Source organism: Paenibacillus phyllosphaerae, assembly GCF_014192105.1.
In the GTDB taxonomy this organism is placed as follows: Bacteria; Bacillota; Bacilli; order Paenibacillales; family Paenibacillaceae; genus Paenibacillus_Z; species Paenibacillus_Z phyllosphaerae.
In genome coordinates this window covers 196,618-211,152 of the sequence record NZ_JACHXK010000004.1, presented here as the reverse complement: position 1 = coordinate 211,152, position 14,535 = coordinate 196,618, and the positions used below count along the sequence as shown (strand labels likewise).

The 14,535-nt window shown below is 52.1% G+C and carries 11 protein-coding genes; 10 read left to right on the top strand and 1 reads right to left on the bottom strand.

The window, feature by feature from the left end; all coding sequences use genetic code 11:
• Positions 1-86 precede the first annotated feature (86 nt).
• From FHS18_RS11150 to FHS18_RS11105, 10 genes are all read left to right on the top strand, one after another.
• Positions 87-1,109: a hypothetical protein gene (locus FHS18_RS11150; protein WP_183600030.1), complete on the top strand. Its 1,023-nt coding sequence runs from the start codon at positions 87-89 to the stop codon at positions 1,107-1,109.
• A 201-nt stretch (positions 1,110-1,310) separates the two neighbouring features.
• Entirely contained in the window at positions 1,311-2,219 is a 909-nt protein-coding gene (locus FHS18_RS11145) for a carbohydrate ABC transporter permease (protein ID WP_246427609.1), read from the top strand.
• Positions 2,220-2,232: 13 nt separating this feature from the next.
• Positions 2,233-3,072 carry a carbohydrate ABC transporter permease gene (locus tag FHS18_RS11140; RefSeq protein ID WP_183600026.1) on the top strand — a complete coding sequence of 280 codons (840 nt, stop codon included), beginning with the start codon at positions 2,233-2,235 and terminating at the stop codon, positions 3,070-3,072.
• Between the two features lie 121 nt (positions 3,073-3,193).
• A complete protein-coding gene (locus FHS18_RS11135; protein WP_183600024.1) occupies positions 3,194-4,582 on the top strand; it encodes an ABC transporter substrate-binding protein in 1,389 nt (462 codons plus the stop codon).
• A 177-nt stretch (positions 4,583-4,759) separates the two neighbouring features.
• Complete coding sequence (locus tag FHS18_RS11130; protein WP_183600022.1) at positions 4,760-6,469, top strand: sensor histidine kinase; 1,710 nt, start codon at positions 4,760-4,762, stop codon at positions 6,467-6,469.
• Between the two features lie 12 nt (positions 6,470-6,481).
• The gene (locus FHS18_RS11125) at positions 6,482-8,068 is read left to right on the top strand and encodes a response regulator transcription factor (RefSeq protein WP_183600020.1); all 1,587 of its coding nucleotides are present in this window, start codon (positions 6,482-6,484) and stop codon (positions 8,066-8,068) included.
• A gap of 198 nt (positions 8,069-8,266) precedes the next feature.
• Entirely contained in the window at positions 8,267-9,409 is a 1,143-nt protein-coding gene (locus FHS18_RS11120) for a glycoside hydrolase family 88 protein (RefSeq protein ID WP_183600018.1), read from the top strand.
• Positions 9,406-11,484: an alginate lyase family protein gene (locus FHS18_RS11115; protein WP_183600016.1), complete on the top strand. Its 2,079-nt coding sequence runs from the start codon at positions 9,406-9,408 to the stop codon at positions 11,482-11,484. Before FHS18_RS11120 ends, FHS18_RS11115 begins: the two co-directional genes overlap by 4 nt.
• A 397-nt stretch (positions 11,485-11,881) precedes the next feature.
• A complete protein-coding gene (locus tag FHS18_RS11110) occupies positions 11,882-12,571 on the top strand; it encodes a YceI family protein (RefSeq protein WP_246427587.1) in 690 nt (229 codons plus the stop codon).
• Positions 12,572-12,711: 140 nt separating this feature from the next.
• Positions 12,712-13,680, top strand: a complete 969-nt coding sequence (locus FHS18_RS11105) for an acetylxylan esterase (protein ID WP_183600014.1) — start codon at positions 12,712-12,714, stop codon at positions 13,678-13,680.
• Positions 13,681-13,918: 238 nt separating this feature from the next.
• Here FHS18_RS11105 and FHS18_RS11100 read toward each other — a convergent pair whose 3' ends face one another.
• Positions 13,919-14,353, bottom strand: coding sequence for a hypothetical protein (locus tag FHS18_RS11100; RefSeq protein ID WP_183600013.1), 435 nt, complete (start codon positions 14,351-14,353; stop codon positions 13,919-13,921).
• Positions 14,354-14,535: the final 182 nt, after the last annotated feature.

Here is a 14,535-nt window from a genome sequence, read left to right as displayed (position 1 = left end):
AAACTCACTCTTTGCATGTTGGTGCAAGAGTGAGTTTTTTTGGTTGCAAGAATTAGTGTAGATCATCGTGATCAGACGGGGGATTTATGAAGAAATATTTAGCGGCTATCGCTCTGATAGTAATCCTGATTGTAGTGTATTTATTTGGCCCGGAATTGAATAAATCTGTCAAACAAGATGTAAACGGCGTGAGTGATGTCGAGACAGAAGAGACGATTGATGGACCTACAACTCCTGAGCTGGGCCAACCCAACGCCGAGGAGACTATAAAAATCGGAGATAAAATAGGCGATGGCACAGTAACTTCATTTCACATCGAATACATCCCCGAATCGAATGAAGTCTTTAGTTTACAGGTTGACCTCGAAGGAACTTTACGGGTGAAAGGGAAATATCACTATTATCCTAGTGATGATGAAGGTTATGGGGATCAAATACTGGTCAACTATGAACGCGATCCCAGCTTCCCTGGGAACTATATTTCAGACTTGTTCCAGACCGGTCACCTAGACAGAAAGTTCATTTTAAACGTTGAATACGAATGGGATAAAGCGCTGTTTGGGAAACCCGGGACAGAAGGTGAAATCGAAATGAAGATAAGCAGTTACTCGTTCAAATATTATCAATCCGATGAGATCGATTCTGCAGATTTTGTTGAAATTATTTCAATCAATAATGGGGAAAAAACAATCGAAGACATCGATCAAAGCAAAATTCACTGGGTCGAGTTCAAGAAGGGAACAAACGATGCCACAGGAAAAATGATCGAGGGATATTACATAGACAACTTAAGAGAAGTAGAAGGCGCTGACGCCACATTAGATTATTCTGTTGCAGAAGAAGATTTAAATGGAGATAGTCAGCCTGAAATAATAGCAGCTTTGCATAATCAATACTTTCTAGGAGCTCGATGCGATAGTTATATCCAAGTTTATCCCTATGCATCGGGTAAGTTAGGCGAACCGATTAGTATAACGTGTGTTGCTTTAATGGATGGAGACAATCCAACTGCATTTGGAGTAGTGAAAAGTCAAGAGCATTCTTGGAAAGACCTTGTTGTCAATGGCCAGCATATATGGACGTGGAACGGAAAGGAATATGAAAGCTGATTTTCCGATTCGCATAGCTCAATTCGTTTTGTTACCAGACCGCCAACCGCGGTCTTTTTTCATTTTCCCGAAAGTCAAAATAATGCACGTATCAGTCAGAATTGTAAACCGTTCGTGAAGCCTCGAGCAGGTATAGTGAAGCTACTAGATTAGAGAGAGGTGGATCAGATGAAAGCAGATCACGTGCTGCAGCCGGCGGCGATGACGGCCGGGAAGAAAGTGAAGCATGCGAATGCGCGCAAGGAGGCGTTGGTCGGCTGGCTGTTTTTGGCCCCGGAGTTGATCGGGATTGTGGTGCTGTATGTATTCCCGGTGGTGTTCTCCCTGTACTTGAGCTTAAGCGATTGGAATTTGGTTGGGGGATTGCAGTCGATCAAGTTTGTCGGGCTCGACAATTACGTCGAGATGTTCCATGACGAGAAGGTTATCCACGCGCTGAAAAATAACTTCGTCTACACATTGCTTACCGTACCGGTCGGCATGGCGTTGTCGCTCATTCTGGCGGTGCTGATCCATACGAAGGTGTATGGCCAGGATTACTTCAAGGTCGCGTTCTTCGTGCCGTATATCTCGTCGATTATCGCGATCGGCGCGGTCTGGAGCGCTCTATATCACCCGTCGCTCGGGCCGATTAATCAGTTCCTGACTTCCATCGGCGTAAGCGATCCGCCGAAGTGGCTGGCTGATCCGGACTTCGCCTTGCTGTCCATTGCGATTATCGCGATCTGGGCGGGCATCGGCTATCAGATCGTCATCTACATGGCGGGACTGACCAGTATCCCGGACGACTATTATGAAGCGGCTTCGATTGACGGAGCTACGGCGCTTCAGAAGTTTCGGATGATCACTTTGCCGTTGCTCGGACCGACGAATTCATTCCTGTTCATTACGCTATTGATGGGCTCGTTCAAAGTATTCGACCTGATCGCCTTCTTAACGAGCGGCGGACCGAATAATGCATCGACGGTCATCGTGTACCGCATCTATGAAGAGGGCTTTGTCAACTTCCGCATGGGCTATGCGTCCGCTATCTCGTGGCTGCTGTTCGCGATCGTCGGGGTCGTTACCTTCATTAGTTGGCAAATCCAGAAAAACAAGGTCACCTACTAGGAGGGAGAAGACTATGACTCGTTATGGCAAAATCGATCCGGGGAAGCTCGTCGTGACGGTGCTGATGGGCGCAATCTCGCTATTCTTCCTCATCCCGCTCTTCTGGATGGCTTCGGCCGCCTTCAAATATGAGAAGGATGTCATGGTATTCCCCATCCAGTGGATTCCGAAAGCGTGGAATGCGGTAGGCAACTTCAAAGCCGTGTGGATGGCGGATATTCCTTTTTACACGTTCTATTGGAACTCCATCAAGATTGCGGTCATCGTGACGCTGGCCACCGTAGTGTTCTCGTCGATGGCGGCATTCTCGTTCACCAAGCTGAATTTCCGGGGCCGCGACTTGATGTTCGGCGTACTGCTCACCTTCATGATCATTCCGGAACAGGCGACGCTCATTCCGCGGTTCATGTTCATCCGCTGGCTCGGCTTGTACAACACGCATGAAGCGCTGATCGTAACGATGATGTTCTCGATCTACTTCACCTTCCTGATGCGCCAGTTCATGCTGGGCATTCATACCGACTTTCTCGAGGCGGCAAAAATCGACGGCGCGGGCTATCTGCGTATCTATTGGCAGATCATTTTGCCGCTCTGCAAGCCAATCTTAGCAACCGTCGGCATCATCAAGTTCATCTGGACCTGGAACGACTATCAGCATCCGCTCGTGTTCCTGCTCGACAAAGACCTGTATCCGATCACGCTGGGCATCCAGCTGTTCAAGGACGATTATGCCGATAATTACGCGGTGCTCATGATGGCGTCCTTGTCCGCGATTATCCCGCTGGTCATTCTGTTCATCGTGCTGCAGAAGCAGGTCATCAAGGGAATATCGCTTGGCGGCGTGAAAGGTTAATGTTAAGCTCAAGTAAAAATAGTTCACGAAAAGAGTCAAATTCCTGCACGATCCAAGCATAAAAGTGGCGCTATAATTCGAAATGTAAGCGATTCGAACTGAACTTGAGGGGGATATAAGAATGAAGAAGTTCAAGGCATCGATGCTTGTGACGGCTATGCTCGTCAGCGTATTAAGCGGTTGCGGCTCCAACACGGGCAGCAATAGCAATTCGGAGGAGCCGGCTACACAGGGGAATGCGACCAACGGCGCGGCAACGACGAAAGAAGAGACGAAAGCCGAGCAAGTCACGATCAAGTACTACAATTGGGACAATGAATTGCAAGCGGAGTCGACGAAAAAATATATTGCCGGCTTCGAGGCGAAGTATCCGAACGTGAAAGTCGAGTCCGTGTCGCTTGTGCCGGGCAATTCGCTCGAATCGCTCAAGAAGCTTGACGTGCTGGCCGCGTCGGGCGAGTCGATCGACGTCGCCGTGCTGCCGAACTTGAGCGAGCTGAACAAGCGGGCTGCGCAAGGCGTGCTTGCCCCGTTGGACGACTTTTTTGCCCAAGAGGGCATCAATCCGGCCGATGAATATTACACGAATGCGAAGTTTGGCGGCAAGAACTATGGGATTCAGAACAACATCACGACGAACTTCATCCTGCTGAACAAGGATGCGCTGGACGAGGTCGGACTCCCGGTACCGAATGCGGACTGGACCTGGGATGATTTCCGCGAATACGCGAAGAAGCTGAACAAAGGCGAAGGGACGACCAAACGTTACGGCACGTACTTCCATAGCTGGTCGATCTACATGAACCCGGCCGCTCAGGTGCATATGCTGCATCCGTTCTTGACGGAAGAAGGAACGACGAACTTCTCGGATCCATCGTTCACCAACTTCTTCAATCTCCGCAGAGCCATGGAAGTAGAGGACAAATCCGCGAAGCCGTATGCCGACGTCATCGGCGCGAAGCTTGCGTATCGCGCGGAATTCTTCAACGAGCAAGCCGCTATGCTGCTGGCGGGCTCCTGGATGATCAATGAGGTTGGCGACGTTGAGAAATTCCCGCATACGTTCAAAACCGCATTTGCTCCGGTACCGGTGGAGAAAGCGGGCGACAGCAAAGATATCTTCATGGGCGGCAACTTCTTGTCCGTCGGATCGAGCTCGAAGCATAAGGAAGAAGCGTATCAGTTCGCCCGCTACTTGTCGATGGATCTCAGCGATGCAAGAACCGAGCTGCCGGGCTGGAAGAAAGGCGATGCGAAGCCGCTCGTCGAACGCCTGATCGGCCAGAACAAGGATCTGTATGATGTCGATTCCCTCATGTACACGCTGTTCGACGCCGGCATCAACGCGCTTCCGCCGTCGAAGAACGACATTGCGTATGGCGCGGATCTGGAGAAAGTGCTCATCGACGGTTTCAGCAAATTCATCCTCGACAACCAATCGGCCGAGGAAGTTCAGAAGTGGATGGTTGACGAAGCGAACAAAATCATTGCGAAGAATACGGCGAAGTAATAGCATTCTCCGGTAAGACCACCATAACGACAATCAGGCAAAGGGCACTCGCAAAGAGAGTGTCTTTTGCCGTACTTGCCTTTTACTAACCCATCTATGAAGCGTCCTTGGCATCAGCTAGAATGGAGAGGCAAGCCAAACATCTACGAGTTTACTCATGAGTGCGGAGGGAGTCTATTGCGGCGTCATTCTTTTTATCGGCGGATTCAACTATCGTTCATTATTTTTATCCTCGTACCGGTCCTAACCGTATCAGTGATTTCGTATGCCATGACGAAGAATACGCTGATGGAGAAGATCCGCACCACGCATCAGTCCGTGCTGGATGTGATGGCCAAGGACATTACGAAGCTTATCGACGATTTGACTTTCGTCTCCCATTATTATGTCAAGGATGAGCAAATTCGCAGCCAATTGAAAGCCTTCCGGGGCAAAACGAAAATCGAATCGTTCGACGATTACAATACGTATCTGGCGATTCAACAATTTTTCGATCAGGTCTCGATCAAGGCATTGGATAAAAATATGCGTGTCTTCCTCGTGAACGATGCCGGGTTTATCGTTCCGTACATGGATAGCTCGGCCGGCATGACGCTGACCGAGATGACTCAAGATTGGGAACGGATCAGCGGCAGCATCGATCTGCGTCAGCCGACCGTCATTCAATGGCCCGGCATGATTCGTCCGGACGACGAGGCTGGCAACTACGTCTACATGTCTCGCGTCATTCAGGACGCTTCTACAGGTGAACTGTTGGCGACGCTCAATATCGGCATCTGGGGCGGCTATTTCAACCCCTGGTTCGGCGGATTGAATACCAGCGGGGGCCGGTTCGCCTTGTTCGATGCCGAGGGGCAGCGAATTGCCGGCACGCAGTCGCCAGAGGGGCAAGAAGTGCTGCGAACGGAAACGAAGATCGCCAATGCCGGCTGGACGCTGGTGTATGAAGTGCCGAATGAATCCATTACCGGTGAGGTGACGCGAACCTTCCAGCTGAGCGCAGTGCTCGTCGTCACGTTCAGCATCCTGTTCCTTTTCTTGTCCGTCGTACTCGCTCGTAGAATCCACCTTCCGATCCGGCGGCTGCAAGGGGTGGCCAAGCAATTCGGCGGCGGCAATCGCAAAGCCCGTTATGAGGTGACCGGCAACGACGAGATTAACGACCTCGGCGGCTCGCTGAACCAAATGTTCGATCAATTGAATCAGCTGATCGCCGATATCGAATCCGAGCAAGAACAGAAGCGCCAGCTGGAGCTGCAAGCGCTGTTCGCCCAGATTCGCCCGCATTTTCTGCTCAACACGCTCAATTCGATCAAATGCAGCCTGCTCCTTGCACGTGACCGGCACCATGGGCAAATGATCGATTCGCTGATGAGCCTGCTGCGTGCTTACATGAAGGTGAATGAGCCTTCCACCTTGCAGAGCGAATGCGTGCTGCTCAAGCATTACGTCGATATTATGCGGATGCGCAACGAGCTGCCGCTTGAATTGGAGTATAACGTGCCGGAGGATCTAACATCGATGATGGTGCCCATGCTGCTGCTGCAGCCGATCGTGGAGAATGCCATCGTGCATGGGTTATCGGAGAACGAAGTGCGGGCCGTTATTCAAGTATCGGCACAGAGGCTAGCCAGCCACATCGAGATCGAAGTGTCGGATAACGGTTCCGGCATGCATCCGGACCAGCTGATGCTGCTGCGAATGCTGCTCCATGGGGATGAAGCACTCCAAAGCGGCTACGAGCGGGTCGGCCTGCTGAATGTGCTGCAGCGTCTGCGCTTGACTTACGGCGTCGCGGCGACGATGGATATCCGGGCGGGCGAGCTCGGTGGAACAACGGTCGTGCTTGCAATTCCATCCTCTTCTATTCACTGCTTGGAAGCATAAAGGAGAATGATAATGGTGAAAGTCATGCTGATTGATGACGATGTGCCGATGCTGAAATATTTGCGGCAGCTAATCGATTGGGAAGCGCTCGGTTACGAGGTGGTCGGTCAGACGTATTCCAGCATTAAGGCTAGAGCGATGTTCCAGGAGCTTCGTCCAGACATCGTCGTGACGGATATTGGACTGCCGCAGGTCGACGGCATTACGCTGGCTGACGAGTTTATCCGCTTACAGCCGGACGTACGGGTTATTTTTCTAACCTGTCATGCCGAATTCCACTATGCCAAGCGCGCCTTGCTGCTCGAAGCGGACGATTACTTGATCAAGGATGAACTGACCGACGAGCAGCTGATCGCCAGTCTGGACAAATCGAAGGCTAAGTTGTTGGAAAAGGCAGGGACGCAGGAACAGTTATCCTATCGCGAAGACGTGAATCGCAATCTGGACGTGCTCAAAGATACGCTCTATCAGCAGCTCGCCAAGGGGGCGGACTGGGAAGCGACGGTCGGATATGCCCGGCGGCTCGGGATCGAGTGGCCGTATCCGGCGTTCATGCTGGCCTTTGGCGATGTGACCTATACCTCCTTCTTCCGGCAATATGGCAGCGCGGACCGGGACTTGATTCGGTTCGGGATCTACAATATCGCGCATGACGTAGCCCAAAAGCACGAAGGCATTACGGTCTTCCGAGCAGGTGAATCCCTCGTTGCGCTGCTCAATTATCGACCTAGTCTAACGTTCAACGAACAGCAATATTTGTACAGTTATGCGAAGGCGGTGCGTCACGAATGCCAGCAGTACTTGAAGGTGGAGGTTAACTTCAAGTTCAGTGCGAATAAGCTGGCGCCTCAAACGATCGCATCCGCTTGCCTACAGATGAATTCGGGCAAATACAAGACCTTTTATGCTCCATTGCCGGAAGATGGTATCTATCGCCATGCTAGTGAAGCTTCTTCCATGATAATACCGGTCGGGAGATTGCTCGATTCCTCTCTGCAATCGCTGCAGCAGGCCGCTAGTGATGGCGACAGAGAAAAGTGGGAAAGCAGTCTTCGTGCGGTCGCCGATACGGCATCGTCTTATAACATCGATCCGGCTGAGCTCATTCCTCTCTGCGCCAGACAGCTTCGGCTAATTGGACTGAAATTGTCGGCGCAGGAGAATGATGAGGCGTTCTATGGCTGCTTCGTGCACGCCTTGTCGCTTGCGGATCTGATCGGCATGATGGCTTGGAAGCTCCAACAATACGAACAGCAAATCCGGCTAGCGAAGGAACCGGAACATACGGAACCGAAATTGACGCAGATCGATAACTATATCTATCGCCATCTGGCGGAGAATATCAGTTCAATCGACGTAGCCGAATTTCTATATATGAATCCGAGTTATTTCTCCCGCTATTTCAAACGGCTGACCGGGGAGAACTTCACCGATTACGTCCATCGGTACAAAATTCGCATCGCGGCCAAAATGCTCGAAACGACCGATGAACCGCTCGAGCTGGTCGCGGCCAAATTCGGCTACTCCGACCGCACCTATTTCTCCAAAGTGTTCAAGAAATATAACGGCCGCTCGCCGCGCGAGTATCGTGTCAAATAAGCGGAAAGCCAGGACCTTGCCGGTTCTGGCTTTTTGCGCGAAATATAAGCATGTAACGGCGAGAGCCGTTTCACCTTGTATCCAGCTGGTGAACGACACGATTGGCGAAGAAGTCAAAATCGTGCACATTCTCGTTAAAATCACGCCTGTCTGCCGGCTATACGCGGTGCTACAATGACCGCAAAGAGGTGAAGACTTATGTGGCAAAACGCCATCGAGGATGCCGTCGCAAAGACGAGGAACAATATCAAGCGATTCGGGGATCTGTTCCCCCATGTCAGCCAACAAGGGATCTACGAGCTTAACCCCAACACGGATTGGACGAACGGGTTCTGGTCCGGTCTGCTGTGGCTCTGCTATGAATACACAGGCGAGCCGCAGTTCAAGGAGGCCGCTGACCGCACGGTTGCCGGCATGCGCCGAAGGATGGATGTCAAGGAGGTGCTCGCTCATCATGACATCGGCTTTTTGTATTCGTTATCTGCCAAGGCGGCGTGGATTCTGACCGGCGACGAAGGTACGCGCGAACTTACGATTCAAGCAGCGGATAAGCTGATGGAGCGGTGGCGCGAGCAGGGACAATATTTGCAAGCATGGGGACCTGTAGGCGATGAGCAAGAAGGCGGGCGCATCATTATCGATTGCCTGATGAATTTGCCGCTCCTCTATTGGGCGGCCGAACTGACAGGAGATGAACGTTATCGGCATGCCGCGATCCAGCAGGCGGACAAAAGCCGGCGCTATCTGGTCCGAGGCGATGACAGCTCTTACCACACGTTCTTCTTTAACCAGGAAACGGGAGAACCGATAGGCGGAGCTACGCATCAAGGCTTCACGAACGGTTCGACGTGGACGCGTGGACAGGCATGGGGAATCTACGGCTTCGCGCTGAGCTACCGATATACGCGAGATCCGCTCTATCTGGATACATCCAAAAGGCTTGCGAGATTTTTCATTGACCATCTGCCAGAGGATCTTGTCGCTTATTGGGATTTCAATGCGCCTCAGCAGCCGGGAACGCCTCGTGACAGCTCGGCTTCTGCGATTGCCGCAGCCGGTCTGCTTGAACTGCTATTGCATTTGCCTGCCGATGATTCGGATCGTCACGAACTGGAACAAGCGGTGATTCGCAGCTTAGCCTCCCTCGTGGAACGCTATTCGACGATGGACGATCCGGATGCGGAAGGTCTGCTGAACCATGGCTCCTATCACGTTAGGGGGAATCTGTCCCTGGATGATTACATGATATGGGGCGATTATTTCTATCTGGAAGCGCTGTTGAGGCTTGAACGCGGGATACCAGGGTATTGGTACGAACGAGCAGCCGGTGATCACGAATGAAGAACGAGCAGGAACGGCGATTAGCGGACGCGATCGATGTAGAGCTTTGGCAAATGAATCGCTCTTCTGCTAGGATGTTTCTCCATATAGAGGAACTGGATGAAGTCGCGTCTTACTACAAGTCCCATTATGCGGACCAAGTGAGGCACATTCTGGAGACGGCAGGCCGTGTGCTGCGGCATGAATTTCAATTCCGCGGGACATGGGATATGGAACGCACGAGCGTACCGGTACAGTTCGGCGAACGCATCGACTGGAACCATATTCCGTCTGATGATATCGAATGGCTGTATATGCTGAACCGTCACGGGTATTGGGTGGAGCTCGGCGAAGCTTATTTGTTTACTGGTGACGAACGTTACGCGCGGGAAGTATGCGAGCAGATGACGGATTGGATCGAACGCAACCCGGTACCGGAAGAGATGACGATTCAAGGTTCGGGAGCATGGCGGACGATTGAAGCGGGATTGCGCTGCGTGAATTGGGTCAAAGCTCGTACCTTTATAGCGCGGAGCCCGCACTGGACGGAGGAAATGGAAGCCCGTATGCTGCTCGCCTTGCACGATCACGCGGAATACCTGTGCCGGTGCGACAACGGTTGGAAGCGGATGAGCAATTGGGGCGTCATCGAGAATACAGGCCTATTGGCTGCCGCGCTCGCGGCACCGTTCAATCGTTCGGCGGAGTGGATGAAGCTGTGCGTAGAGCGGCTGCAAGATACGGCAAGGCTGCAGATCATGCCGGACGGCATACATTGGGAGCAGTCGCCGCTTTATCATAACGAAGTGCTCATCTGTTACCTGGAAGCCTTGATCCTCGGTCGGAATCATGGCATTGCGTTCGATCCGGAGTTCTTGGAACGGGTTAGATCGATGGCTCATGCCAATGTGTACTGGACGAAACCGGATCATCATCAGCTCCTCAAAGGAGACAGCGACGATAACGACGTGCGCGACGTACTGACGGCGGCCGCGATTTATTATCAAGATCCGATCCTGAAATCGCGAGGGTATAGCAATATCGACGCATTCTCACTCTCCTTATACGGGATGGCGGCTATAGATTCGTATGACAGAATTGATGCTGCGCTGCCTGACCTTGCCTCGCATGCCTTCCATAGCGGCGGCCATTATACGATGCGCTCGGACTGGCAGGATGAAGCGCTCTTCCTCTGTATGAGCTGCGGACCGCTCGGCGGCGGACATGGCCATGCCGACCTGCTCCATATCGATGTGCACGCCTACGGTCGCACCTTGCTGACGGATCTGGGCCGGTATAATTATAGCGAGGCAACTCCGCTTCGCAAGGAGCTTAAGCGAAGTACGGCGCACAATACGACGATCGTGGATGATCAGGATTTCACCGTATATGCCGACACATGGAGCTATGAACGGATCGCATCCCCGATGAGCGCCTGCTGGCGCTCGGAAGAAGCATTCGATTATGCGGAGGCTAGCCATGACGGCTACCTCGAACTCGACGATCCCGTCCGGCCGAAGCGTCAAATCCTATTCGTCAAACCTGGCTTCTGGGTGCTTATGGACACATTTGCAGCCAAAGGTGAGCATGCGTACGAGCAGCGATTCCATTTTGCGCCGGGAGAGGTACAGCTGGACCCGGATACGGGAATATGCCGTACGAGAAACGCGGATGAAGGGAATTTGTTGATTATGCCGTTAGGGGCGGAGGACGGTGAGTCCCTATTAGAGAGCTGTCATTATTCTACTGAATATAATCGGGTCGAAGAGAGTCAGGCGGTCATCTATCGACGCAACGGCAGTGGCTTCACGTCGATGATTCAGCTGCTGTATCCCCTTAAGCCGGGGGACACCTCGATTCCGACTGCGGCCAACGTCGAGGTCCGGACATACCTCGGGGAGCCGGTTGATCGTCATCATGCGGAGGCGGTGCAGGTTACGGAGCCGGTCACCGGGGATACCTATGTGCTGCTAGTCAGCCACCGCGTACCTGCGCTAAGCAGCATGTCGTATGTGGTCGACGGCATTCAGGTATTCGGCCAAGTCGTATTAATCCGTAAACGTGGCGGGAAGAAACAGGTCATGGTGGTCAAATAGCGCGTTTGTGATTGGAGAGAAGACAGCGGCTTGCTGGTGCGGCGGCTGTCTTCTTTTTCGTCGTTACACACCGTATGCCTACCTTGCGTGGTGCGAATTTTGGGATGGAAATTACATTTTAAGGTAATCTTCAGGTTCGGCTAAGGTTTGTTTCAGGTTGGGCGTATACACTCTAGTTAATTCAGCTCGACTCCTTGCACTACGCAATGTAGTGTTGAGAGTGGAGATAAGATACAGGCTCACCATAAAGAGCCGGGCGAGCGTCGTTTCACCTGAGTTTGTTCGTCGGAGTGAAACGCGCTCCGCTACTAGAGAGGACGGCGAGCGCCGGTTCATCATGGCAATTAAAACTACATCATGTAGTGTAAAGCCAAAACTATAGGATCTGGAGGAATGGATGATGAAAAAGAAATGGTTAACGATTGCTGCGATTGTTGTTGTGGTGGCTGCAGGCGGAGGGATTGCCGCGTACCAGTCTCTGACAGGCAACCATGTCGAGATTCAGGAAGTTATCGCTGAGGGAGCAACAGAAGCCGCATCCGGGGCAGTCGTTACATCGGACCAATTGAACGGAGAATGGAATATTTCGGACGGTTCTGAGGTTTACCTGTCCATGACGACATCCAAGGAGACCGTCAACATGACCGTTGGCGCGGTCCAAGGCAAATGGCTGATCGATACGGCCAATGCCGCGCAGATAACGGCAGAAGGTACGGTTGACGTGAACGGTCTGGATTCCGGCAATTCGATGCGTGACGGCCATATTAAAGGCGCAGATTACCTTAATGCCGAAGCGTTCCCGCAAGCTACATTCACTGCGACATCCGTGGAGGGACTTCCTGAATCCTGGAGCGAAGGCGTTGCCGTACCGATCAAATTAAACGGCACGCTTACTGTAAGAGGCGTCGCCAAGGATGTTGTCTTCGACAGCCAAGCGGTCTATGAGCAAGGACAAGTGAAGCTTGCCGGTAACACGATCGTCACTTTCGCCGATTTCGGCATGGCGAATCCGCACCAGGTCGTCGTGGAGACGGAGAACAACGTTAAAGTTGAGCTTCAGCTTATTTTGGACAAACAGGCGGTATAATCATAATCGTATACCCGCTTCTCATAAGGGATGATTTCTGTCTATCGGGCAGAGGTCATCCCTTTGTTATTGCCTAATCCTGTTCCTTCCATATAAGATAAACAGGTACTGGACAATACTGGCGCGAAGGAGCGTGTGGTATGGGATACATAGAAGAAGCAACGAAGGACTTATATAATTATTTGCCTCCTCTGACCCGCAAGGACGATTTCGACGCATTCTGGACGATGACGATTGAAGAAGCCAAGGCTGTGCCTCTCCAGCCCGAGCGGACGAAGCTCGATTATCCGAGCAGGCATGTGCACGTCTACGATATCGCTTATAACGGAATGGACGAGACGCGGATTCGCGGTTGGCTGCTCATTCCGGCTTTTCTGGAGAAGACGTCCTATCCTTGCCTCATTCATTATCATGGATTCACGGGCAGCAGGGGCGAACCTTCCGAGCTGATGCACTGGGTTATGATGGGGATGGCCGTGCTGGCGGTCGATTGCCGCGATCAAGGCGGAGCGACAGGGAACGGCGCGTCGTATACGCATGGCTTTTTGGGCAATGTGGCTAGCAAGGGCGTACATAATAAGCAGGAATATTATTACCGGTATGCATACATGGATGCGTTGAAGGCAATCGATTTTGCGGCGGGGCAGGCCGAGATTGACGCGGACAAAATCATTATCGAAGGCGGCAGCCAAGGCGGCGCGCTCGGCATGGCCGTAGCGGCGCTCGATGATCGTCCGAGGCTCGCCATGGTCGATGTGCCGAGCAACAGCAACCTGGTGTGCCGCATTGAAGGCAACCATGGCGCTTTCGGCGCAGTGGCTGAATATCTGAAGCGGCACCCGGAGCAGACCGACCTCGTTATGGATAACCTCAGCTATGTCGATACGATGAATATGGCGGACCGAATCACGTGTCCGGTGCTTGCCTCCGTGGCATTGAAGGATGAGACGTGCCCGGCGCAGATGTATTTTGCCACCTATAATCGGATTACGAGCGAGAAGGAGATCGTCATCTACCCGTTCAACGGGCATGAAGGCGGCGGGGCGCGACAGACGGAAGTGAAGCTTGCTTATTTGCACAAGCATTATTCGGCATGGTTCGAAGAATAATGAAGCGATGGTTCATCAAGTCCCTGCGATCTAACGATTGCAGGGACTTTGTTGCGTTGCGTATCGTTTCGTCAGCATAGGCGGTAGGGAGATCCATATGCCAACTATTGGCGTTAGTCAGGCGGAGCAATCGGAACTTGAACGGCAACTCTACACGGCCGTCACCCGTAAAAGCGATAACCAGGAAACTATTTCCTGGTTATTTGTTGTGTGAATAACGGGAATATGTTCCTGTTTGCTAGTGGTCGTCCAAATACTGCCGCAGCATATGAAGTTCCCGATAGATCTGCAGCAGCTCCGACTCTTTCATTTGAATGAGCAAGGTGAGCTCATGTATGCGATTCTCTACTTCGGTCGTGTCCGCCTTGCGTGTCTCTTGCAGCGTACAACCGAAATTCTGGCTGGCCCAAACCTCGGCAGTAGGCCGTCCGTCTGTATGATAGATGACCGAGAAGACATCGAAGATGGCATTAATGATTTGGCGGCGCTCATAATTCAGAATGCCCAGGCCGCTCTTGGCATGGGCAATGGCCTGCAAGAGTTGGAACTCATTTAATTTGCCACGCGTCCGCTCCCCGCGCTCAATCTCATGAATGAGGTCGGGGTAGACAGATTGAAACAGCGCTGCCTCGTTCAGCATGTCTTCCATCGTGATAGTCGGTGGTTGTTCCAATGTACATCGATCCTTTCCACAGGCGCTCTTAAGCGTATAGCATTCGGTATACTAACACGCTATAAGACGGCCTTGTTTTGATTATGATAAGTTTTTAATCTTGCAGGATCTGAGACTTCCTTGCATATCTTCATATAAGAGAAGTTACATGTTCGGACCGATTCCATCCAGGGGACCAAATA